Source organism: Sunxiuqinia sp. A32, assembly GCF_052690465.1.
Map to the genome: position 1 here is coordinate 11375 of NZ_JBQYLI010000019.1, position 25822 is coordinate 37196.

General features: G+C 38.5%; 11 protein-coding genes. All 11 read right to left on the reverse strand.

Annotated elements, in window-relative coordinates:
- Positions 1-25 precede the first annotated feature (25 nt).
- The 11 genes from ACUNWD_RS16975 to ACUNWD_RS17025 all read right to left on the reverse strand — a co-directional run bounded on the left by ACUNWD_RS16975 (position 26) and on the right by ACUNWD_RS17025 (position 25778).
- Positions 26-2359 carry a family 43 glycosylhydrolase gene (locus ACUNWD_RS16975; protein WP_445589040.1) on the reverse strand — a complete coding sequence of 778 codons (2334 nt, stop codon included), beginning with the start codon at positions 2357-2359 and terminating at the stop codon, positions 26-28.
- A gap of 99 nt (positions 2360-2458) precedes the next feature.
- A complete protein-coding gene (locus tag ACUNWD_RS16980; protein ID WP_445589041.1) occupies positions 2459-6538 on the reverse strand; it encodes a two-component regulator propeller domain-containing protein in 4080 nt (1359 codons plus the stop codon).
- Positions 6539-6816: 278 nt separating this feature from the next.
- The gene (locus tag ACUNWD_RS16985; RefSeq protein WP_445589042.1) at positions 6817-9870 is read right to left on the reverse strand and encodes an RICIN domain-containing protein; all 3054 of its coding nucleotides are present in this window, start codon (positions 9868-9870) and stop codon (positions 6817-6819) included.
- A 74-nt stretch (positions 9871-9944) separates the two neighbouring features.
- On the reverse strand, positions 9945-11303 hold the full coding sequence (locus ACUNWD_RS16990) for a GDSL-type esterase/lipase family protein (RefSeq protein ID WP_445589043.1): 1359 nt from the start codon (positions 11301-11303) through the stop codon (positions 9945-9947).
- A 136-nt stretch (positions 11304-11439) separates the two neighbouring features.
- Positions 11440-13371, reverse strand: coding sequence for a sialate O-acetylesterase (locus ACUNWD_RS16995; protein ID WP_445589044.1), 1932 nt, complete (start codon positions 13369-13371; stop codon positions 11440-11442).
- Between the two features lie 28 nt (positions 13372-13399).
- Positions 13400-14425, reverse strand: a complete 1026-nt coding sequence (locus ACUNWD_RS17000) for a glycoside hydrolase family 43 protein (RefSeq protein WP_445589045.1) — start codon at positions 14423-14425, stop codon at positions 13400-13402.
- A 26-nt stretch (positions 14426-14451) separates the two neighbouring features.
- Entirely contained in the window at positions 14452-15468 is a 1017-nt protein-coding gene (locus ACUNWD_RS17005) for a glycoside hydrolase family 43 protein (protein ID WP_445589046.1), read from the reverse strand.
- Between the two features lie 24 nt (positions 15469-15492).
- Entirely contained in the window at positions 15493-17493 is a 2001-nt protein-coding gene (locus tag ACUNWD_RS17010; protein ID WP_445589047.1) for a beta-L-arabinofuranosidase domain-containing protein, read from the reverse strand.
- A gap of 304 nt (positions 17494-17797) precedes the next feature.
- The gene (locus ACUNWD_RS17015; RefSeq protein ID WP_445589048.1) at positions 17798-20875 is read right to left on the reverse strand and encodes a SusC/RagA family TonB-linked outer membrane protein; all 3078 of its coding nucleotides are present in this window, start codon (positions 20873-20875) and stop codon (positions 17798-17800) included.
- Between the two features lie 34 nt (positions 20876-20909).
- Positions 20910-22637: a RagB/SusD family nutrient uptake outer membrane protein gene (locus ACUNWD_RS17020; protein ID WP_445589049.1), complete on the reverse strand. Its 1728-nt coding sequence runs from the start codon at positions 22635-22637 to the stop codon at positions 20910-20912.
- Between the two features lie 24 nt (positions 22638-22661).
- Positions 22662-25778 carry a SusC/RagA family TonB-linked outer membrane protein gene (locus tag ACUNWD_RS17025; RefSeq protein ID WP_445589050.1) on the reverse strand — a complete coding sequence of 1039 codons (3117 nt, stop codon included), beginning with the start codon at positions 25776-25778 and terminating at the stop codon, positions 22662-22664.
- Positions 25779-25822: the final 44 nt, after the last annotated feature.

Below are 25822 nucleotides of genomic sequence, written 5' to 3' on the forward strand. Positions count from 1 at the left end.
TGGAATATGAATCACACTCTTATTTCTATTGGTTGTTAGAGTTATTCAGAAACATGTAGCACCCCGCATCAATATCTGCCTTTGTTGTATCAAAATTTTCAAATCTTTTTTCGCCAATTGCATCTATCGGGAATGCGTTTTTTAAGGTTCCGGCACCTATCGCAGAAGAACCTTTTCCGAGAGCGAAACAGTTATTCTTTGCATCTACAAATTGAAGATCGCCATCAACATTGTCTACTGCCCATTCTGTGGCATTTAATTGCTGGATAGTTTTAAAGCGCTCAGCTTTGTATGAATATGTGCATAAACTCAGGGTTTGATTTTCATAAAAAACACAATTCTGAATCTCAGTCCATTGTTGTTTGCGCGCAGAAGTTGGATCAGTGCCAGAATAGGCATCAGCAACAAATAGTGAAGCCCCGTAATTTTTAGAAAAGATGCAGTTAATGATGCGGTTTTGGGCAGGTACACGTCCGAGTTGAGCAATAGCAGCCCCTTTGGACATTCCTTTGTTATTAACCACTGTACAATGGCTCATCAACAAAGTAGCTCCACCGTTCATAACAATGTTACCTCCTTCAAGTAAGGAGAAATTATTATTCAGCAGACAATTTATAAAGCGCAATGTGCCTGTCTGTTTTTGGTCAGTTTCAAACCAGGCAATACCACCATTAGCCTGAGCTTTGTTATTACTGATGTTACAATTATAAAAACGGGAGTGATATCCATTATCAGCGTTGCAATTGGCATAAATGGCTCCACCATTTAAATGTGCTTCATTGTTGGTTATTTCGCAACCTACAAATAACGGACTCGCCCCATTGGCGATGTATATTCCAGCACCATCTTTTGAAGCGTAATTGTCAGATATTGTACAATTGACAAAACGGATGGACTCCCCACCCCCTTCAATCCAAACTCCAGCTCCACTGCCATTGGCAATCTCCCCTCCATTTTCACCGCCAGTAATCGTTATCCCATCAATACGTATATACGCTGAGTTTTGAATAGTTAAAATGTGTGGAGTTTTCTTTTCACCGTTTATTTCTGTTTTTAATATTTCCTCCCTTTCTTCAAGAAACTTCTCTGAACCATCAAACCCGCCATAAATATACAGCGCTGTCTTTCCTTCAATATTTAATTCATTATCATATTGCCCTTCTGAAACCCAAATTTGTGTTTCAGGCTTAGCGGCATCAACCGCAGTTTGCAGTTTATTAAAAGCTGTTTCCCATGACTTTCCGTCAGAGTTAGTCCCTGTTTCCGAAACATAAACAACTTCCATCTCTTCTGTAGCCTCTGACGAATAAGGAATAACAGGAACTAATCGCTTATGATTGTCCAGTTTCATTTGAACTATCGCCGGATTTTCACGGAACTGTGCTGCTGCTTCATCATTTCCAAACATGGTAGCCCAGATATTTCCATCAAAATCATCAAATATGTTGTTGTGTCCACCGTGCGGAATGGCAATATATGCTGGCGAATAAGGGCCTGTAATATTATCAGCCATGGCAATCATACAATCGTATCGTCCATCTGCTGTTCGCCTGTTATCATCTGTATTTCCAAAAACGTGACCTTTTTTAGGACTTTCGCAGTTCCATTCGGCAGCCATTAAATAATAGATGCCATTTTTGAAATACATATTCACACCTTCATAACCGACTTCCTTCCCATTTGCATCTTTTGGAAAAACAGGTAGCTTATCATCGGCGAACCCCATCATATCGGGTTTCAACTTTTTCATATTACCCGGCCCCCAGATATACCAAACGGTACCATCAACATCCTTAAAAAGTGTTGCATCAATGCCTTTCACCATGGCACCATCTTTTTTTACATCTTCATAGGGGCCTTCTGGTTTCCCGCTTGTGCTAACCAGCAACCCGGAACCATATCCACCACTCACAGAATAAGTGATCCAAAAGTTGTTATTGAGGTAGTGAATTTCGGGCGCCCAGATACCTCTAATCAACCTACCTTTATTTACTTTTATCTCTCGCTGAGCATCGTTACTGGCATCTTTATCGAACGTCCAAACAAAGCCTTCATCACCCATCAACGTCCAGTTTTCAAGATCTGAAGTTTCCCATACACGAATACCTTCTGCTACTCCCCAGTTATCATCTGTTGTTCCGGTCAAATAGTATTTCCGGCTCGGTCCTTTACACACGGCAACATCACGCAAATGATAATTAAATAATGGTTTGATGATTGGGAGTGGAGGCTCAATGCTGTCAATTGCATTTTCAAACAATGTTGAAACGAGGTGATTTAAAGACTGGCTTTTTAGTCCCGGAGAAACAAGTGAAAAAAGTAATATTATTACTATAAATTTATAGGCAAACCTTCGCATAGCTAAATTAGTTTTATGCTGCAAGGTTCAGAAAAACAGAAGCGATTAGGCTGGAATTTGATTTATAAAAAGAGGAAAATCGTTCAGGACAGCTTAAAACTAGTTTTTACTCAGACCACTTGATTTTATAAGCAGTTCCTTTCGGTATGAGGTAGGAGTTTTTTTATAAACTTTCTTAAATACCTTACTAAAATAGTTTGGATCTGAGAAACCAACTTCGTAAGCAATTTCTGAAATATTTCGGTTGGAATCTGCCATCAATTCAATCGCCTTTTTGAAACGTAATGATTGGATATAGTCGGATCCTGACATATTAAGTAATTTCTTAAATTTCAGGTAAACTAACGTTTTACTCATTCCTAACTGTTTTGCCAGCTCTTCGGTAGATAAAGTTTCGCTTTCAAGGTTCTCGTTGATAATCTTAGAAACCTTCTCAATAAATTTTTTGTCTTTATCCTGAAAGTTAAGTTTTTCCAGATTGATAACTCCTCCTGTAACAACGCTTTCTTTCAATTTTTTACGAATCTCAATAAAATTCCGAACATGTAAATCAAGTTCGTTCAAATCAAATGGTTTTCCAATATAAGCCTCTGCCCCCGCTTTTAACCCCTCAATTTTATCTTCGTGTGAAGTTTTTGCAGTCAATAATATTACTGCAATGTGGCTTGTTGCCTCATCTGATTTAATACTTTTACAAAATTTGATACCATCCATTTCCGGCATCATTACATCGCTTATAATTATGTCAGGTTCTTCGTCTTTTACAATTTCGAGCGCTTCTATACCATTTTGTGCGCAGCTTACATTAAAGGATTTTGAGTAGTGCTCGACCAATATATCAGCAAGGTCAATCGTATCTTCAACAATCAGCACTTTAAACTCCTTTTCCTCAGCACTTTCATCTTTTATCTGTATTGGTTTATGCACAACATCAGCAATACTTTCCAAATCAATACTCCTGGATATTGTCTCGTTGCTGTTTTCCAGTTTAATATTTGAGATGCCTTCGTAAGTCAATGGCAATTCAATGGTAAATTTTGTGCCTTCACCAAGTTTGCTTTTCACAGCTATGTTTCCATGAAGATATTCAACCAAACTTTTCACAAGCGTCAGTCCAATTCCAGAACCACTTTTTTGTTCATAACGATTATAGTTAACAAAAAAAGGAGTAAACAGATTATTTGTTTCATCTTCCGAAATTCCCCGGCCTGTATCCGAGATGCAAATCTTTAGTTTTTTCTGTTCTTCACTAGTCGAGTCTTCAAATATTTTTGTGTCACAAACTACCTGTCCATGGATTGGAGTATTTTTTAAGGCATTTGAAATTAAGTTGGCAATAATCTTTTCAATCTTATCCGGATCAAACCAATAGTCATAATTATCACGATTTGATCTGAACTCAAAATTCACCCGTGATTGATCGAAAAGTGGGGAGAAAACCATACAAGTCTCTTGAATAAAACTAATGATGTCTCCTTTTTGCAAAACCAACTTTGCATGTTTTGTTTCAATTTTACGGAAATCCATTAACTGATTAAAAAGGAAAGAAAGTCGCTTTGCACTTCGACTGAGTCGTTGAAACTTTATTATTAATTTATCCGAAATCTCGACTTCTTCAAAAAGTTGCTCAATGCTGGAAATAATAATTGAAAGAGGTGTTTTGAATTCATGAGAAATGTAAGTATAAAAATTAAGTCTTTGCTGATTTAACTCCCTCATATTCTCCTTTTCCATTCTTTCCAGTGCCAATGCCGCCTTTTCCTTTTCTTTCTCAATGGTAATTTTGCGATAAAATAAAAATAGTCCCAATAACAACAGTGAATACAAGATAAACGCAACAATGGATAAATAAAATGGTGGACGAATCCGGATTTCAAGGCTTTTGATATTTGCACTTTCAAAGCCGTCGTTATTTTCAGCTTTCAACCAAAAAGTATATTTACCCGGCAGCAAATTGGTATAGGTTGCACTAGTTTTATTACCCATATCATTCCACTCATTTTCAAACCCTTCCATGTAATAATAGAATTTATTATTCCCAGAAGAAAAGTGGTTAACTGCTACAAAGTCGATAGTAAATCCTTTTTGTAAATAGCTTAGTGTGATTTCTTTTGTATCGTTGATTGGATATGTTAAGATTCCCTTATTAGTAATAGGAACGCTCTCGTTTGAAACTTTTAAATCGGTAAAAAGTACTTCTGGTTTATAGGTATTATCTGATACTAATTTTGGTTTAAAATAAGTTAACCCATTAATGTGACCAAAGTAAAATGTCCCATCGTCATCCTTGAAATAGGAACTAAAATTGAATTGCATTTGAGCTAATCCATCTTCTGTATTATAATTTCTAAATGTTTTTCCCTTGAAATCATACAGTGATAAACCTTGATTTGTGCTCAGCCAAATATCCCCATTTGCAGCTTCCAGAATTCCATAGATAGTGTTATTAGGCAACCCATCATCCATATTCAGTATGCTAAAAGAATCTGACTCCGGATCATATATATTTACACCACCATCAATCGTTCCGAACCAAACTTTACCAGTTTTATCCTCAATTGATGCAATAATTTTGTTTGTCGACAACCCATTATTCTTATTATAGGTTATGACCTCATCGTTTTTTGGATTGTAGCGATATATACCTCCATACCTTCTGCAAAACCAAATATATCCATGGCTATCTTCAATAATATCATATAAAAAGTTATTACCAAATACTTCCTGTTTAAACGGAACTAATTCTTCACTTGCGTAATCATAAAGATAAACTCCCCGTCGGGTTCCTACCCATATTTGTTGTTTTGAATCTTGAAAAATAAAGGACACAGAATTTTCAGAAAAGCTATATTTAATGGTGGGAACGATCGAAATGTTTCTAAATGTTCCGGTTGTTGGATTATAAATATCAACACCAGTCATAAAATGACCAAACCACATATTACCATTTTTATCTTCACAAATAGAATGGACATTGTTTGAACTAAGAGAATTTCCTTCGGAATGCTGATAATACTTAATGATATTTTTTGTTTTCGTATCGAAAGTACAAACTCCACCGTCTTCAGTAGCAATCCATAAAATATTTTTTGAATCTTTAAAAAGCTTATTCACAGCCTTTCCACGAAGCTCATTCTCGCCGTCACCCGGATGAATATTGAAAAATCCTTTCGGATTGCTAAGTATGGTGTAATTAACACCACCAAAATAGGTGCCAATCCACATAATATCTTCTTTACTGCGATAAAGGCAATAAACGGCATTATCAGTTAAATTGTATTCCGATTTCTCCAGTGAGTGCTGAATGTTTGTATTCGCGCCAGTTTCAGGATTAATAATAAAAATCCCTTGTTCACTGGCGATCCAAATGTTCCCTTGCGCATCTTCCTCTATATCGCGAACGATTCTGCTTTCAGGCAAATTTTTATTCGATAAAGGAATTTTTTCAAATGTTTTTTTCTCTTCATTGAATATGAGTAATCCATTATTATCAGTTCCGATCCAACAATTGCCGTTACTATCGGTAAAGATGCATGACGTTCTATTCGATGTAAGTGTTGGCGTGTTTTGCGTATTAAAGTATTCCAGTAAAACGCCATCAGAATTAATACGGTAGAGCCCGGAATTGGAAGTAACCATAAAATCACTGTCTTTCATTTCATGAATCGAAAAAGTGGATTCATTCTGAAGCGAGACGAATTTGGTAACTTTATTGTGATTTGGGTAAAAAGAAAAGATTCCAGTTGCCGTTCCAATTAGAATTTGACCAGTACTGCTTTCTGTAATAGTTGTAATTGATCCAAGGATTTGCCCATCAATGGTAATTGGTTCAAAATTGTCAAACTTTCTGTTGTACTCGACTAAACCTTGGTCAGTCCCCACAAACAAACGGTTGTTTTTTGTGATTAATAAACACGAAATAAAATTTGAAGGAATGCCAACTGCATTTTCCTGATAGTATGTATGGATGTTGTAACTATCGTACTTATTAAGCCCTTGTTTCGTTGCAATCCATATGATCCCAGTAGCTTCCTGAGTAATATCGTTTATGGTATTATGGGTTAATCCATCTTCATTGTTAAGTCTCTTAAAAACATATCTTGAATCCATTGTATTTCCATAATATGGAATCAATAAAACAAGAATAAGGAAACAAATATGAAAAGAGCTTAATCTCATTAAATCTGCATTTTACAGTCTTGAAAATACACAAAAATTAGCTTATAAATAAATCATCTTGTAAAATTCAATGCCCGCAAAATAAAAAAAAGGACATTCGCATATGGGTAATCTGATTTAGAATATTAGTATTCTCGTTTAATCTTTAGATGCGAATATCGATACATACGAGTCTCTATATGACTTCCTCCTATTTAAAACCTTCAAAAATTCAATTTTAGAACATAGAAAAAGGAAGTTGAAATTCAACTTCCTTTACTCTAACTGTCAGAAATGATTTATTGCTTCAAGAATGATGAAACAAAAACCTCACTATTATTAGATACTTTAATTGTGTAAAATCCAGTCTGCAGCTTACTAACATCAATTGATGACTGATTGATATTCCCCGCAAACACCAAGATTCCATTTAGATTATATACCACCACTTTTGCGCCTATCAAATCTGAAGTCACTTTCAAATTCAATGTGTTCTTTACAGGATTTGGATACAATACTATTTCAGACTGCTTTAATTCATCCTGAATAAAACCGTTTGAAGTTGCAATGTCGTCGGGATCAACTAATTTCCACAAAGCTCCTGGTTGTCCAATGTCATTCATCTGACGAACTTTGGTTCCTTCAGTTTTATCACCATCAATAATTTCCAGCAACAAATCACTGTTCTTATTAATGATTCGATAATATCCGTCACCTGCGTCCTGTACAAAAAACACTTGGCTTGTCACCTCTTCACCAGACTCAGGTGTAACAAAAAGCTTCCATTCTGCTAACTGCAGCACATCTCCAAAATCAGCCTCCATGTCCAATCGGTAATATGAATATGCAGTTGAGTTTTCTATGCTAAAGTACTTTTCCTCAAACCTGGTTGGAAAATCAATATTCGATAAGGTGTCAAGTAATACCCATTCTTCTCCATCATTGGAACCACGAAGTGACCAATTCTTAGGATCGCGTGTATCCGCATCGTTTGCAGAGGTTAAACTATAGCCATTAACCACTTTAGGAGTAGTTGCCTGAAACTGAATCCACGCATGATTATTAAAAGTCAGATACTTTGTATTGCTATTATTATCTATAAGATTAGCCATCTTTTCAGCAGCTGGCGAATCATCGTATTGTACAGAAATTGAACCACCAACATCCGTTAAATCAAATTCCAATCCATCCCATTGCTCAATATTTGCTTTTGGATCTTCACTGGCTTCTATAACGTTTAATGCCAAACCACTAGCCACATTTGAAATTTTGTAATATCCATTACCAAGTTCTTCAAATTCAAACTCCTGCGATTCATCTTCATAGCTATTTTGATCAATTACAGCATAGTTCTCATTACTGCTATTTGCCACACTCATGTACAATTCACTTTGCTTGTTCTGAATAGCAAAAACTCCGGACAAATCCGATTCTTTGTTTCTGCGTACAATCAACGAAGTAGCCTTATTATCAAAATTCTCATCGCTCAAACAAGCAAAAGATGAATTAATTAACAAATTGTCACCACTAAATTGATCTTCATCAAATAATTCCACTAAATAACCGTCTTCCACTTCTATAGACGAAAGCTCATTATCTGAAAAACCAAGAGCCTGCAAATCAGCTATCGAGTAATCTCCAACATTGAGACCAATTATAGACCCGGTATAATCACAATCTGAATACAATTTTGCAATACCAGTAGCACAAGGCTCCAAACCTGTTGTACCGCCCACACAATGGTCACATTCATCTAAATATGCGCTGCCATTCAAAACCCCGGCACAATCTTCCTTTTCAGTAAAGGGTGATAGCCCCAGTAATTCAACCTGGATATATCGCTGGCGATACCAGTACTTATCCACAAACGATTCAAAAGCAAAAAACAGATCATAATTTGCATTTACAGAATAGGATATCGAATAGTTACCGTTGGGAAGCTGATTATGAATATTCGGCATGTAAAACCAATATGCAGAATCTTCAGGCATCGTATAAACAGTCTGCGGATCCGTCCATGGACCAATAGGATTTTCTGCAAATGAAACCTGCACCTGCCTGCTCATGTTTGGTATGGTAGTCATTACATAATTGCCTTCTTCCAGGCGAATTACACCATCTGCCCTCATATCGTTAATGTAGGCGACTTCTTCAGGATCTGTCCCCCATTCAGTTCCATTCCAATACTCCCAGGGCTCACTACCCTCAATGTTTCCAAGTGAGGTACGAGCAACATGACTCCGCTGCTCCCACAGGCCAATATCATCCCAATCAAAAAGATAAATCGTTTGATCCTCCACAAAAAAAGTTTCATATCGGGTACAACTTGATGGTTGCTGAACGGTTCCCAAATACTCCAGTTCAGGATATGAAAATCTTCCAATATAGGATCGTCCTTCACCATAAACCTCAATCAAATAGACTTTCAACATGTCATTCTCAACAAGCGCATCACCAACCCAAAAACAGTTTTTAACCTTTCCATCATCATTCAAAATGATATCAGATTGTGGAATCTCAAAAAATACCGTTTGCCCACCACCTCCGGATTGCTCTTTTGCAGGCATCGTATTAAGAGTTCCATCCAATTCCTGAACAACTACGGCATTTCGCACAAACTGCCCAACGTCGTATAGTGGATTATTGGATGCATCGTTTGTTCCATAGAAAGAATCGTTAAAAAACCATACAGTTCGACCGTCAGGAAGCAAACAAGAGACGTCGTTGTCACCAGCTGTCCATCCCTGACCAACTCGATTGTGCTGCCAAATGTATGTATTCAGTACATCAATGTTCTCCTTGTTGTCTTGATCCAACACCTCAACACCATCCAAATGATAGGTCATTTTATTAGAGCTAAACGCATTAGCCAGCTCCGGATGCTTGTTCTGATAACTCGTTCTATCATCCTTAAAATAGAAATTGATTTTCAACTCAGAGTATGGGGCTGTTTTAAATGGCAAATGAAAGAAAGTCCTTCCTGAATGCACCTCATATAATACTCCTGGAGTTTCACTACCTTCCACTTCCACATAAATTTCAGAACGCTCATAACCACGAGCCCAGAATCGCAACAAGTACAGCGAATCTGCACCAGCCGTAAAGCTTGTGGTTGACTTAATCGCCTTATAAGAATAGGTTGATTCCTGAACCTGAACTTTCAAACCAACACTTCCTTCCATGACGAATTCATCCTGACTAAGGCTGAATTCACCGGTTCCACCGGAAGCTACCTGATGCGTCCAGTTGGCGTTTAATCCATATTCAAAATCGCCATTTTCAACATAGTTCTGAGCGAACAATGCAGAAATGACAAAGCAAAATGCAATTGATATTGTTATTTTTTTCATCATAATCTTTTTATTTCATCCGAATTTATCTTATGCAACTTCCAATACATCATAACCTCCTATGTTATTTTATACATCTATTTTTTAAAATTCTTAAGTGCTTTTTGCAAGATTGGCTCCATTACTTTATATCCGTCCAAATTCGGATGAACACCGTCCTGCGAGTATTCCGACTTCATTCCCTGCCGTTCATCAATCATTGCTGAATAATAATCCACAAATATGCAGTCATTAGCATCAGCATATGTCTTTAGCATTTTATTCAGTTTTGCAATTTTCGGAGCCGGATTCAGTCCAGGCTTCCAAGGGTAATCGTAAGCAGGCAAAATCGAGCAGATAAATACCTGGATATTGTTCGTTTGAGCCAAGTCGGCCATTGAAGCTATATTTCCAAATATATCTTCAAGTGAAATTGGTCCTGTATTCCCCGCAATATCGTTGGTTCCGGCCAAAATAACGACAGCTTTTGGCTTTAACTCAACCACATCGTTACGAAAGCGCACCAACATCTGCGAAGTAGTTTGACCTCCAATTCCACGGTTCACAAATGGAGTTTCCTTAAAAAAATCAGGATCGGCATTTATCCATCCCTCAGTAATGGAGTTTCCCATAAAAACGATACGGTCTGGTGGAAACGATTGCTGTTTTAAGTTTTTATTTGCCTCAGCAAACCGTTGACGCAATGCCCAGTCGGTATGCAAAAGATTCTCCAGATATTTTTGAAAATTCACCCAATCTTCAGCTTTCTTTTGTGCTTCAGTTTTTTCTGCAAATAAAGGCTCCAATCCACCATAACCCGAAAGCCAATCGCATATCATTTTTAAATGTATATTACTACCGGATGTGTCAGGGCCGGTTTTCTCTGTGTCGACAAACAAAAAACTTGTCTCGTTTCCTCGCTTATTCAAAACCGAATAGAACGCATTCAGATTCTTAATATCTCTTTGGCACTCCGAATTTGCAATCATTAATACCGGAATTGTGTCAGAAAAGTCAAGTTTCTCTCCCTGTGCATCATCGAATTTTTGCAAGGCTGATACCACAAAATGAACTGGCAAATCAGGCAATCTGTCAAAAAATGGCTTTCCTCCGTAACCAACTACACCAATATGATTAGGATCAACATTCAACTCTTTGCTATTTTCACGAATGTATTTAACCGACTTTTCAACATTCGAAGCACTCGGATTATCTAGTTTAAAAACTGCAATTCCTCTGTCAGTAAAGAAACGAGCTATCGTATCAAAATCTTCCTTTGCAAGTTCTTCGCCAGGCACAAAAAGCAGCGATGTTTTAGTACTTATAACTTCTGGTTCTACCTTGAAACACTGAAGGTTCCAAAGCGTATCGTTTCCCAAAGCAACCGTTTCTTCCTGTGCATTTGCTTCCCAAAAACATCCGAGAAGCAGAACAACAAACAGAGTTATAGCCTTCATTCTAAAAGATTTAAAGATTAGTAAATTGATTGGTATGAAAATTCAGTCTTTCATCACTCTTTTTTGAAACACTAAAAACTACCAATACATTTTGCCACCCGCTCTCGTGCAAAGAACGGGCGACTGTACAAAAAAACTACTTGCTTTCAGTTAAACCTTTCCACTGATCAGTTCGGAAAGGGGAAGCTAATAAACCATCGCTGTTAGCCAGGTTTATTTCAATGGGATTGTTTGCCCAACCATAACGAACCGCAACCGGATCTTTCACCTGATCACTCCACACGATAACTTTATCTTCGGAGATGTAGGCTTGCGCCCAAACAAATTTTTGATCTTCTCCGGCAATGGCAAACCCCTTGACATAACCATACTTACTGCTATCTTTTGTGGCCAGACCATCTCCCACACTTGAAAAGGATAAAATCATTTTATTTCCTTCCATCTCCATCTTTTCAAATACCGGCCCATTAGGAAGTACTTCTTTCCCATAGGCTACATTTAATGCCGTATGCGCTAAGCGGAACCCAACATCTTTCTTATTTCTTGGGTGAATATCAAATGCTTCACCAATATCAGTAATAACTGCCTGTCCTGTATGAGGCAAACTTAATGTCATGTTTTGAGCCTCGCGCAGCTCTGCCCACTCGCTATCTTTTGGCTGGTCATCCAAAGCCATAAAACTTGCTAACTGAACCCATAAAAATGGAAAATCATAGCCCCATTGCTTTCTCCAGTCTTTAATCAAATTTGGAAATAACTTGCGATAACGATAAGCCTCACCCGAATTGTTTTCTCCCTGATACCAGATTACTCCTCTAATTCCCATTCCGACAAATGGATGAATCATACCATTATACAACAAAGTAGCGAAACTATTTGGACTAGTCCCCATTGATTCAAAACCATAGTCTGAGCTCAATACCGAAGCTTTATAATCCCATTCTCCTGCCAAAGGATATTTTGTTCCAGCCACTTCCAGATATACCTGCTCAGGTTTTCCAAACATGCCTCCAACTGAGCCAGTATCCTTGATCCGAACCATGATAATATTTTTACCTGCCTTTAGGATTCCCGGTTTGATTTCATAATTTCTGTTGGCTATCCACAATGCTATTGAACCAACTTTTTGTCCATTAACCCATGTTATATCCTCGTCATCAATTGCTCCAAGTTGAATAATTCCAGCTTTGCCATCTGCATTGGCTGGCAATTCAATTTCCTTGCGAAACCAAATAATTCCATCCTGTTTCTCTAAATCTCCATCCCAGGCTTTTGGCACTTCCATTTTTTCCCATCCTTTAACTTTGACAGCTGGATCGTACCATTTATTATCCATCGCTGGATCATTTATCATCGCAGCTTTAAAGCGATCTATATTTTCCGATGTGAAACCAGCTGCTTTTTCAACCGATTTTCCTTTATATATTGCATATTCTTCGTTATTCATGGAGGCCTCCCAGCTCGTCCATGGTTCAATATCAGTTCCTCCCCATGAAGAGTTAATTAATCCAATAGGAACTTCAAGTTCTTCCTGTAGTTTTTTACCGAAAAAATAACCAACTGCCGAAAAACGTGGTGATGTTGATGGACTGCAAACTAACCATGATGTTTCATCAGTATCATACTTTTCACTGGTTTGAATGCTTTTAGGAATTGTAATGAGCCGGATATTCGAATTATCTGAATTTTTAATCGCCTCTTCCGCAGTTAAATCACTATTCAAGCCAAACTCCATATTAGATTGACCACTACATAGCCAAACATCACCGATCAATATATTTTTTAATACGATCGAATTTTCTTCACCCCTGATAGTCATTTCAAACGGACCACCAAATTTCATGGCAGGTAGCTCAACCGACCAATTCCCATCTTTTTCTGCAACAACTGCTTTTTCAACACCATTAAATGAAATGGTAACCGATTCTTTTTTATCAGCTTTTCCCCATATTTTAATAGCTCGGTCGCGTTGTAAAACCATATTATCGGAAAAGAAATGTGGTAAACTTACCGTTGCATATGAAGCTAAGCTTGCAAATACAATTAAAATGGTCAAATAGATTCTCATAGTTTTTTTCATCATAAATTCATTCAAGTTATTTTTGATTAACGGGAAATGGCCTTGCTTCCACCCCGTCAAAAGTCATTTTTATTGGTTTGATATAGCCGTCCTTATCGAATTCCATTTTATCAATACATGTCATTCTGGAAGTCGATGCAGACTCACTCATCGGACGACGGTGATAGACAATATACCATTCGTCTGTTTCGGGAATATTCAAAATTGAATGATGGCCTGCGCCATTCGCTATTTTCGGATCGGTTTCCAAAATAGTTCCAATCCTTTTGAATGGACCCAGTGGATTATCAGAAATAGCATATGCAACGTGATAGTCAGGTGTGGACCAAATGCCTTCCGACCACATAAAATAGTATTTACCGTTACGGATAAACATGACCGAGCCTTCAACATAACCTTCCGGAGTAATTTCCTTAAATATGGTGCCGTCTGCATAAGGAACGAGTTCCGTGAAATCATCATTTAGTTTCACGATGTTACAATGCCCCCAACCACCATAAATCATGTAATACTGGCCATCTACATCTTTAAAAATGAATTGATCGATAGGCTGCGCCCCATTTTCAATCTTATTTAGAAATGGCTTTCCCAGGTAATCTTTAAAAGGGCCTTCCGGTTTATCCGAAATTCCAATACCAATTCCCCCTATTTTATCTTCACTTTGAATATCATTGGCTGCAAAAAAAATAAAATAGTGCTCCCCTTTTTTGACAACTGCCGGAGCCCACATGGCTTTCCAGGCCCATTGAAAACTGGTCGTGTCGATGATCTGGTTATGCTTGGTCCAATTCACCAGATCAGACGAGGAAAAGGCATTCATGTAAACTTGCTGAGGACGAGGAGCAGACAAGGTTGGATAGATCCAATATTGCTGACCAAATACTGCCACTTCAGGATCTGCATACCACCCCTTTAAAACAGGATTTCCTGATTTTTGGGCAAACAGGTTTGTAGAAAAGGTCAGCATTACCAGCAGGGGCAAAATACCGATGCCACCTAGCTTAATCTTTTTGAAATCGAATCCTTTAAATTTTATATTCATGATTAGGTTATTGGATAGGTTTGGCTTTATTTTTTCCTGGTGGATAAAAGTCTTTTTTCAACTCCCTCAAAAGTCAACTTCACTGGTTTGATGAATCCATCTTCATCAAAATACATGCGTTCAATGCATGTTACCCGATGATTAGCATCCGTTCTGTCCAATGGGCGACGATGATAAACCATGTACCATTCATCTTCGCCAGGCACCTGAATTACAGAATGATGCCCTGCTCCTTTCCCAATATTCGGATCCTGCTCTAAAACGGTATTTAAACGTTCAAATGGTCCCATTGGAGAATCTGCAATCGCATAAGCAACCCGGTAATCAGAACCACCCCATGCACCTTCTGACCACATGAAGTAGTACTTGCCATTTCGAATAAACATGAAAGGTCCTTCAACATACCCCTCTGGTGTAATTTCCTTAAAAATGGTGCCGTCTTCATAGGGTACAAATCCTGTAAAATTTTCTTTCAATTTTGCGATATTACAATGCCTCCATCCACCGTAAATCATATAGTATTGACCATCCTTATCATGAAAAACAAACTGATCAATTGGTTGTGCACCATTGTGAAATTTGTCCAACAAAGGCTTGCCCAGGTAATCTTTAAATGGCCCCTCTGGCTGATCGGCAATACCAACTCCAATACCTCCGGGCTGCTCATTGTTTTGAATATCATTCGCTGCAAAAAATAGGAAGTATTTATTGTCTTTTTTTACGATTGCCGGAGCCCACATGGCATATTTTGCCCATTCCACCGCGGTTGTATCAATGATATGTTCGTGCTTTTCCCACGTAACTAAATCGGGTGAAGAAAATGCATCCATGAATACCTGCTCATGATAAGGTGCCGAATAAGTTGGATAAATCCAATATTCGTTATCAAACACGGTTCCCTCGGGGTCGGCATACCAACCGTTTATTACAGGATTCCCTGCTTTTTGACTAAATACATTGAAAGAGGAAAGTATTAGAAAACAAGCAATCAAAAATCGTTTACTAGCAAATTGAAAATTCATGGTCTTAAAATTCTTTTTCATAGTTCTATTACTAAATATGTCTGATTATCTTACCGGAAATTGGGCAATGCGTAATGTGGTACATCCATAAGGGATTAATGTAATCTTTTCAATAAAGTCTTCAACTGGTTGTGAAGGATATGATGGAACAGGAATCTTTCCTGCAGAATTACGTTCCTCTGTCCATTGAGGCATTCTTCGTGCTTTCGTCTTCACCTGAATGGGTGCGTTTTTCAGGTTCCATGGATTAACTGCAATTGATTCGGAAACATTGGCTTCCAATTTGTTCTCTTTAATCTCACTCTCTAAAATGGCATAATTCCATGGTGATTTTGGCAGAACTTCCCAAAATGTATCATCATATCCATCCTTGGTAACTTCGCGCCATTCTTCCTCCACTTTCAATGCATACACCAACGGGCCACGCTCTATTCCCAATGAATTTTCAAACCAATAACTGAATCTAAACTCAGCATCAAGTTTCAATTCAACAACATCTCCCGAAGTCCATTCCCTATTAATAATGGCAATATTCCGAACTATTTCAGTGGAATAGCTTTTTCCATTTAGGAGGATTGTTGAATTGTGGCACCACTCGGGAATTCTCAAGTGAAAGGGAAACTTCACTTTTGTATTTGTTTCTATCTCGAATTTTATATCATTTTTAAACGGATAATCAGTAATCTCGTTGATTGTAACCTTTTCACCATTCGCCACCTTTACTGAAACCTTGGAAGGTCCATAGACTAATGCTGCAACACCATCATCAGCAGTTGCATACCAAAGATTTTGAATAAATTTAGGCCATCCCTGATGCATATTTGTCAGGCAGCAAGGATAACCTGCTGTTGTTCCAAATACATGGCGCCCATTATGGTCATCAAAGAAATTTCGGCTTTCGTCAGTTACTTTTATTTGGTTCACTTGCTGAAAATACTGCCTGCGCAAATAATCGTCAGTTGCCTGTGTTGGCAGAACGTTGTACGCCAATTTTTCGAGATAATCGGCATAAAAAACATCCCCCGTTATCGGCAAAACACTTTCAAAACTGTACATCATTTCAACTGCCGAACAAAACTCAGAAGCTTGGGTGGGATCGTTTCCATGCAACTTTTCATCACCTCCATACATACCATTTACAAAACCATGACAGGCTTTTAGTGAGGCCAATCCGGCTTTAAGAGAATTAAGATATTTCTGATCCGGGTGTTGCTGATAATAAACAACCGGTTCTTTTAGGCCTTGTGCCACGTTTACACAATGCAAACCCGGCAATGGACTTAATTGACGAATATCGTTTCCTGAAAATACGCTTGTCCAATCATAAATCTGATTGAAGGCTTCATCTGCTAATTCAAGCAAAAATTTATCACCTGTAATATTAAACAACCAATAAATTACTGCCAGATTATCTCCTCCCCTGCGATTGGCACATACTTCATCAAATCCAGCTTTGTTCTCCTTAATCATCTTCCACTGAAACTGAAAATATCCAGTCATCAGATCAACAACTCTTTGATCGCTTGTTGCTGTATAGTACTGCTGTAATACTTTCAGCATCACCATCTTTGGCCACCAATCTTCACGCATTCCTTGTTGTGTTCCCGGAATTATTTCATAACCATCAGCTAGCGGAAGTGGACCCAAATAGCCATCTTCACGTTGATTATTCAGACTCCACTCTACCCATTTTTGTGCTTTAGCAATTAGTTCTTCATCGTCTAATAAATAAGCTAATGGAACCAATCCATCCAGCCAGTACGGACCTCTCTCCCAGCCATCTCCTGTTCCACCAAGCCAACCATTGTTATCACCACAAACGACGTTGTAAATACTGTCTAAATGGCCTGTTAATCCGTTGGCCTGCAGCTTTAGCATTTCCAGAAGCATTCCCTGGGGTTTGATTGCTCCCAATGGCAAAGCTGTGTAGGGTTGTGAAACTAAGGGCTTTTGATTGGTAATATAATATGAGTTTCTTTTATCCTTTCCAAAAACTGGCAACGAACATAGAATTATAAGAATAAAAATGATGTCTTTTCTTTTCATTTATAGGTTTTTAGTCGCTCGAATAAATCTTGAATCAGTTAAGATTTAATTTGGTTTTTCAGCCTTTTACTTTTGCCCTAACAAAAACTACTATTGAAGTAATTAGCAATCGATGCATCTTATTGCTATGATTAAGTTTTTTTAAAAAGGCAATTTATAAGACTGGTAAAATCAAATGAAGAATGCTAAAACCACATTTGGCTGGTTTTGCTTTAATAAAAACATATAATAACCGGGAAAGCTTCTGCCTCAGTAGCAAAAGACTCTCCCAGTATTATAATGCAATTAAATTATTTCATTCAATTTAGAAAGTAAGCTGTAATCCTAGGTTGATTACTCGCTGGTTCATATAAGCATCACCCGCAGTATTCGTAGAAATTTCAGGATCTTGCTGATACTTATTATAACTGGTTAATGTAAACAAGTTATATGCATTCATGTATAAACGAGCACTGTTAATATTAAATGGCAACGCCCGCTGTGGAATCTGGTATCCAACATCAACAGTTTTCAAACGCATGTACCACGCATCAACTAACCAAAAATCAGACATGTAAGCCGAGCTGCTATTTACAGTGGTTGGGTTACTTGTCAACCTTGGGAAGGTGGCTGTTTCAGCTGTTTCAGGTGTCCAGCGATCCTGGTGAATTGGCTGGAACTGACTCTTAAAAGGCTCGATACCTGTACCAACAACACTAAAGCTGTAGTTGAATGATCCCTGGAACAAAACGTTGACAGTAAAACCTTTATAGTAAGCACCCAAAGACCAACCTAAGGTTGTATTTGGAAGGTTTGGTTTACCAATTGGACCACGGTCAAAGTTATCAATAACTCCATCTTCATTCAAGTCTGCATATTTCAAATCGCCTGCCTGGATTGGCACATCACTGATTGGAGATGCAATGTCATTATCAGGATTTGCATCATTATTGGCAGCAATATCCTGCTCCGAGTAGAAACCTAAATAAGTGTATCCGAAAGGTTGCCCGATTGGAAGGCCGGTTTCCTGCAACCATGGATATGCCTGCTCTGCTTCTGCTTTATACAATACCTTATTCTTTGCAAATGAGAATACAAAGTTTGTATTAAAGTGAACCTCTCTAATTTTAGTCTGGTAGCCAACCTGCCCGTCAAAACCCTGGTTCTCAGTTTCTGCAATATTACTTGGAGAAATACCAATACCCAACATCGCAGGAACATCCTGTTTGGTTACCAACTGGTCGTAACGATAATCATAGAAATAGTCGATTGTAAAAGAGAATTTATCCCATAAGTTACCATCAATACCGACATCAAACTTTCTGTTTTTCTCCCAGGTTACATTGTCATTTCCAAGGCTTCCTTCATGAATTGCAGGAAATGTTGGACTCCAACCTGACTCACCAAACACATAACCACCGCCGGTTTCGTAAACCTGCTTGAACAGGTAGCGGTTACCAAAAGCTACATCAGAACCAACCAAACCATACGATGCCCTGATTTTTAACAACTGCACATTATTAAATACGGTTTTAAAGAAGTTCTCCTCAGAAATACTGTAACCTAAACCAACTGCAGGGAAGAAACCATAACGGTTATCTTTTCCAAAACGGTCGGTACCGTTATAGGCAGCGTTAAAGTCAATCATGTATTTCTCCTTGAAGTTATAACTGATTTTACCGGTATATCCCTGGAAGTTCTCAGGAACTGCAGCATTGGTCATCCCATCTAAATCCACGGTACGGCTCTGACGGTTATACAACATCATCAGATTCAGGTTATGCACTTCATTGATTTGCGTATCATAGTTCAAATAAGCCTGGATATTCAAGTCTTTGATGAACTTACTTTGGCTGCCGGTTACCGCATAACTTCCGTATGCATATTGTCCGCGAGGGTCAATTGTGTAGATATCATTCTCTGAATCATAGTGATACGTTGGAAATGAATTCCGGAACAACTGACGGTTATTTTCTTCAATACTTGAATAAGCAACACGACCGGATGCTGATAATCCTTTGGTAATAAAATCCAGCTTTTGAGTTGCTCCAAATAAGATGTTTGAATCCGTACGACGAATCCGCTCATATCCACCGTTGGCCAAACGAGCATTAATCGTTGCATCTTTTGCATCCGTGTCATACGCATAGGTGTAGGTTCCGTTAGGGTTTAAAACCGGTGCTGAATATGGGTGTATCTTTGAAAAGTTATAGATATCACCAGTCACATTCATGTTTCTGGGTTGATTGATATTTCCAAAACGGGAAGTAATATCCAACCTTAAGTTTAGAGATTTGGTTACATCGAAGTCCAAATTGGTACGATAGTTAAATCTGCGGTAAAAGTAGTTGTTATTAATCTCGTTAAACGGATCGTTGAAATCCTTTACCAAACCATTTTGAGAAAAAGCTCCACCAGAGATGAAATACTTCAAACGCTCGGAACCACCACTAAAGTCAATGTTTGCATTCTGCTGGAAGGCAACCTTCTTGAAAATTTCGTCATACCAATTTACATCAGGATGACCATATGGATCTTCTCCACTTTGGAATAAATCCAAATCCTGTTGAGAAAACCTGGGTTGCAAACCATCATTTTGATAGGCTTCGTTTACTAAAGTAGCTGTTTCAAAAGAGTTCAGGAACTTAGGAGTACGAACTGGCATCTGAATACCACTTTCGATTCGAAGATTCACCTGCGGTTTTCCTTCTTTACCACGGCGCGTTTTTACAACCAATACACCGTTTGCACCTTTAATACCATAAACTGCAGTTGTTGAAGCATCTTTCAGAATAGAAATACTCTCAATCTCGTTCACATTAATTTGTGACAACTGATCAAATGAGTATTGCACATCATCCACAATAATCAGCGGTTCGTTACCAGCTTCGTTCAATGAACTGGCACCACGAATAAAGAAGTCAGAGGCGTCTTTACCTGGCTGACCGGAACGTTGCTGGGTAAAGAAACCCGGCATTTTACCATACAAGGCATTTTGAACACTTGAGGTTGGAATAGTTCTCAGTTCACGTGCCTGAATCGCACTTACAGAACCGGTATTGGTGATACGCTTTGTTTGACCGTAACCTACCGCTACCACTTCATCCAGAGAGTTAATATCCGGAGCAAGAACAACATCCATGATTTTCTGATTTCGTATAACAACTTCCTCTTTTTTGAAGCCGATAAACGAATAGACTACTTTATCGCCTGAACTGACGGTTAATTGATATTTCCCATCAAAATCAGTGATTGTCCCCTTTGTTGTCCCGTCAATAAATACGTTCACCCCGGGAAGAAGCTCTCCATCCGAAGACGAAACAATCCCCTTCAGTGTTATTTGCTGAGCAAAGGACAAGCCGAAGAACTGTATGCATATAAGTAATAATAATATTTTTTTCATATTCAATATTTTGACAATTATTAAATGATAAGCTTTACTGCTCCCATCCTGGATTTTGTACCATGTTTCCATTTTTAATCACTTCTGAATAAGGAATCGGATACAAGTATTGTCTTTCCGCGAAAGAAGTCGTAAGAACAGGAACAAGATTAGCATTCATAACTCCGGCACTATTGATCACGATCAATCCGTTTATCGGCTGAGCAAATACCTCATCAGCAACTTTCCATCTTCTGATATCCCAGAAACGTTGCTCTTCAAATGCCATTTCAATTCTGCGCTCATTGTGAATAGCCTCTCTCATTTCTTCTTTGGTCATACCGGCATTTAAACCATACATGCCATCATCACCTGCTTCAATACCGGCTCTTGCACGTATATCTTTAATAACCTGGTAAACATCGTCAGAAGGTCCTCCATACTCATTTTGAGCTTCTGCATAGTTCAGCAAAACTTCTGCATAGCGGAATGAAATCCAGTTATGGCTTACATCAGAATAGTTGGTTGCTTTCTCGAAATTACCCATGAACTTGCGCATGTAATAGCTTGTTTTCGTTTTTTGAGTAGCTCCGGTTGGGTTACTGGCACCATCCAGGTAAGTTTCCAAGGTAGTGTTCAACCAGTCTGATCCATTGTGAAGAATCGTTTTTTCCAAACGTGGATCACGGTTTTGATACATATTCGAAAAGTCATAACTATAGGCTGAAGTTGGATCATCAATTGCCTTACCATCAAGCATTGGGAATGCATCAACCAGGTTCTGAGAAGGACTGGTCCTTCCATTTCCTAAATTAACCCCGTTAAATCCTACAGGACCATTGGTTCTTTCGAGACCTGTGTTGGTTCCTCCCTGACGGAAAAAGATAATCTCCTTGTTCACATCAACCAAGAATACGTCCTCAAAATTTGGGATTAACTCAAAGTAGTCATACGTATCAATAAAATACTTTGCAGCATCTGCAGCCGCTTTCCAGCGCTCTGCACTGAAATCTGTATACCCGGTTAATGGGTTTGCAGCTTCGATATTTCCTCCGTTAAAAAGTGGGCTTGCAGCATAAAGCAGTACCCTTGCTTTTAAAGCCATCGCAGCTTCGCGGGTTACAATATGGCTTAATGTTGTTGGATCACTAACAGGCATGGTTCTTAAACTATCCTTGATAGCATCCATTTCACCAACAATGTAGTCAATACACTCCTTAAAAGTATTCCTTGAAATTTCCAGATCATCACCTAGCTGAGGAACCATGTCCCCCATTAATGGGACACCACCATAGCGTTTTACCAACTCAAAGTAGTGAAGTGCACGAATAAAACGGGCTTCACTTTTCCAGGCACGATTTAATGGCTGTCCGTCGTTAAATGTATCCATCAAAGGCACAACATCAATATTGGTAATAAACGTATTTGCTGTGCGGATTCCCTGGTAGTATGTACTCCAACGCATATCAGACCCGATCTGGCTGGCAGCATCATATTGCCCGGTAGCCAACCGGTATACATCATTTTCAGTCAATGAAGATGATACAGCATCATTGGTTGCAGCATCCAGGTAATCTCCACCAACCCGGTTGTGCCCATTTTGCATAAATGAATATACCGAATTCAGGTATTGCTTGGCCTGAGTTCCCAATGAATCAGTACTTGAGAATACAAAATCCAGTGTAAACTCTTCCAGCGGCACATCCTCAAAGTCCTTTTGACAGGAAGAAAAGAAGGTCGCTAAAGTTATTCCTATAAAAAGGATATATATATTTCTTCTCATTATTTCTTATTTTTAAGATTAATGCTAAAACTTAATGTTAATACCACTGCTCAATACGCGTTGATTAGGATAGTTCCTGAAATTGGTTACTTCAGGATCAACTAAATCACAATCGGCCTGAGTAAATACATTTTGCCCGCTAACAAACAACTTCACTCGTGCACCACCCATAAAACGTTTTGTGAGTGACTCTGGAAGCGTATAAGCGAGATTGATATCCTTTACACGTAAATAATTACCGGATTTCACCCACAGGGATGTAGCCCAATAATTTGGATTTGTATTATAGGTATTACCACCTGCAGATAGTCTTGGGAACTTAGCGGTTTCCATTGTTTCAGGAGTCCAACGGTCAATCATGTGCGTGTATGCCTGACCATAACTTTGTCCGAATCCCTGGAAGCCGGCCATCAGAATATCATCTCCTAAGTAAAGATCACGGTTATATACTCCCTGCAATAAAACATTGAAATCAATACCATGGAAGTTAAAACCTAAAGTCACGCCATAGTATGAAAGAGGCTTATCAAAGGCGATCATTGTATGATCATACTGGTTGATAACTCCATCATTGTTCAGGTCTTTATATTTCACGTCACCTGGAATAATATCGAATCCCTGGATTACTGCACTTTGTTCAATTTCTTCAACAGAGTTAAAGAATCCGTCAGCTACCAGTCCAAACCATGCTCCATTAGGTTTTCCTGTTACTTTGTTGTATTCCTCCTGCTTGTATTGTTCATCGATATACAATACTTCAGTGGCATTTTGTCCCCAGTTTGCAGTAACGAAGTAATTGAAATTACCTATGTTATTCTGATAGGTTACCGAAAGCTCACCACCCTTAAACAGTTTTTCTCCAATGTTTTCAGGAGGATATGCAAAACCCATCAAGGCTATATCTTTACCACGAATCTGTAACAGATCATAGTAATTATCACGGTAATAATCACCGGTAATAGTCAAATGATTGCTAAACATGGAAATATCGGCACCGATATTCAATTTCCGGGCTTTTTCCCAGGTTATATTCATATTTGCCAAAGGGGCGTTATCAATAGTAGCATAGCTAAATCCTCTTCCTGATCCATGAGAATAAGTATAATCAGTAGGACTTTGGCGGAATGACTGTCTCCAGATATAATATCCTGAATTTTCGATTCCGTTTCCGGTTTCACCGTATACGGCCCTAAGTTTTAGCTTGTCCAACCATTCTGCATCATCCAGGAAATTTTCCTTTTTGATATCCCAGCCCAGTCCGACTGCATAAAAAGTTCCCCACTGCTCACCTGGCTTATAACCGTTATAAAAACTACGGTTCACAGCTGCTTCAACAAAATACTTCTGATCGTAATTGTATTTTCCACGAAGTGAAATATTGGTAGGACGCATTGGCAAATCATAGTTTAACGAAATAACCTGCTTGTCTGCAAGTAAGGTACCTTCAATCTTATGCTTACCAATTTGTGTCTGGTAATCAAAAGAAACTTGACCAAACCAGTATCTTGAGTTTGAAACAGCTGAAAAACTGTTGGCTTGTGGTGATAAGCCTCCAAATGGAGCATAGGAAATACTTCCATCTTCTTCAGAAACTTCATAACCATATACCAAAGCACTCTTTGAACGGTTGATTGCTCCACGGTTCTGAGTTGAAATATTGGTAATCGCTTTAAATGTCAGGCCTTTCAAATATTTACCCAAATCATATTTCAAATCAATATTGGCCATCGCATCACGCGTGTTGTCACTGTAATAACCCGAATTGATTGTCTGTGAAAGAATGTTGTTTGTAAATGAAACATTTCCACCATACGAACCATCAGGGTTGGTGATTGGATAAGCACTGTTCGGTGTAGCGTAAATATTTGACAGGATATTGGAATATCCGGCTCCCGGCTGGTTTCCTTCTTCAATCCGGCCAATGATGGTAACTCCAAGCTGAAGTTCATTTGTTACATCCACATCCAGTTTTGAAGTAATCAGGTAACGATCCAACTCCAGGTTGGTATTGTAAGTGTTCTCATCAGAGGTCCTGAATAATGACTCCTGGTTAAAGTATCCCAAACTCACATAGTAACGTGCTCTTTTGGTTCCTCCTGAAATATTCAAATTATAAGAGGTAATAGGAGCGCTTTCACGCATGGCTGTTTTATACCAGTCATTGCTTGGATTAACAATAGGATTTGTCCCATTTTTAAAGGCCTCATAATCCTCGTAACTGTACGCAGGATTCATACCATCATTCTGCAATGCTTCATTTAACAAATACGCATATTGATCTGCCGGTAAAGCATCCGGAGTGTTAATTGAACTTTGAACACCATATCTCCCGGTAAATGAAAGTCTGAACTTCTCATCTGTAGGTTTCTTGGTGGTGATTAACAAAACTCCCCTTGAACTTCTCATACCCAACAATACAGATGACAATGCATCTTTCTGAATAGATACAGATTCAATGTTTTCAGGATCCAAAGAGAATAACTCACGCTGGATGCCATCAACGATTACAACGGGCCCCATTCCTCTGGAATTGATATTAAACTGGGTATTATCTGTAGGTGCACCAATTCCGCTAACCGGAATCCAGCCACCTAAATCCAGGGTTGCATTAGCAGTCGTAGCCGGACTTCTGAATCCACCGTATTGCTCGGTATACAAACCTGCCAGTCTGCCGGCAAATGAACTGATAAGTGTATTGGACAGCGTACTTGAAAGTTGATCTGTATAAATGGTAGACGCGGCTCCCAAATATTCATCCTTATTGACACTCCCATAAAGAACATCCAGGTCTTCAGGATCTTTTAAGTACTTTTCAACTAAATAAAACTCAACCGCTTCATCCGTTTCAATGGTTGTTTTCACTTTTTTCTCAGCAATGTAAAAATCAGGATGAGTAAAAGTAATCACATCGCCAGGTTTTGCATTGAGCTCAAAATGGCCTGATTGATTTGAAGTAGCTTTCTCACTACTCCCGTTAATTTGAATTTCAACATTAGCAACCGGATTTCCATAACTGTCAAGCACAACACCCAGATTGGATACTCCCATTTCTTGTCCATGGGAAGTGGCAAGTCCAATTGAAAATATGATTAGTGCAAGCAGGAATATCTTCCTGCTAATTATTTTATGTAAATTATGCATAAAATCTATTTTTTAAAGTGATAAAATTTGAAGTTTTAAATCCC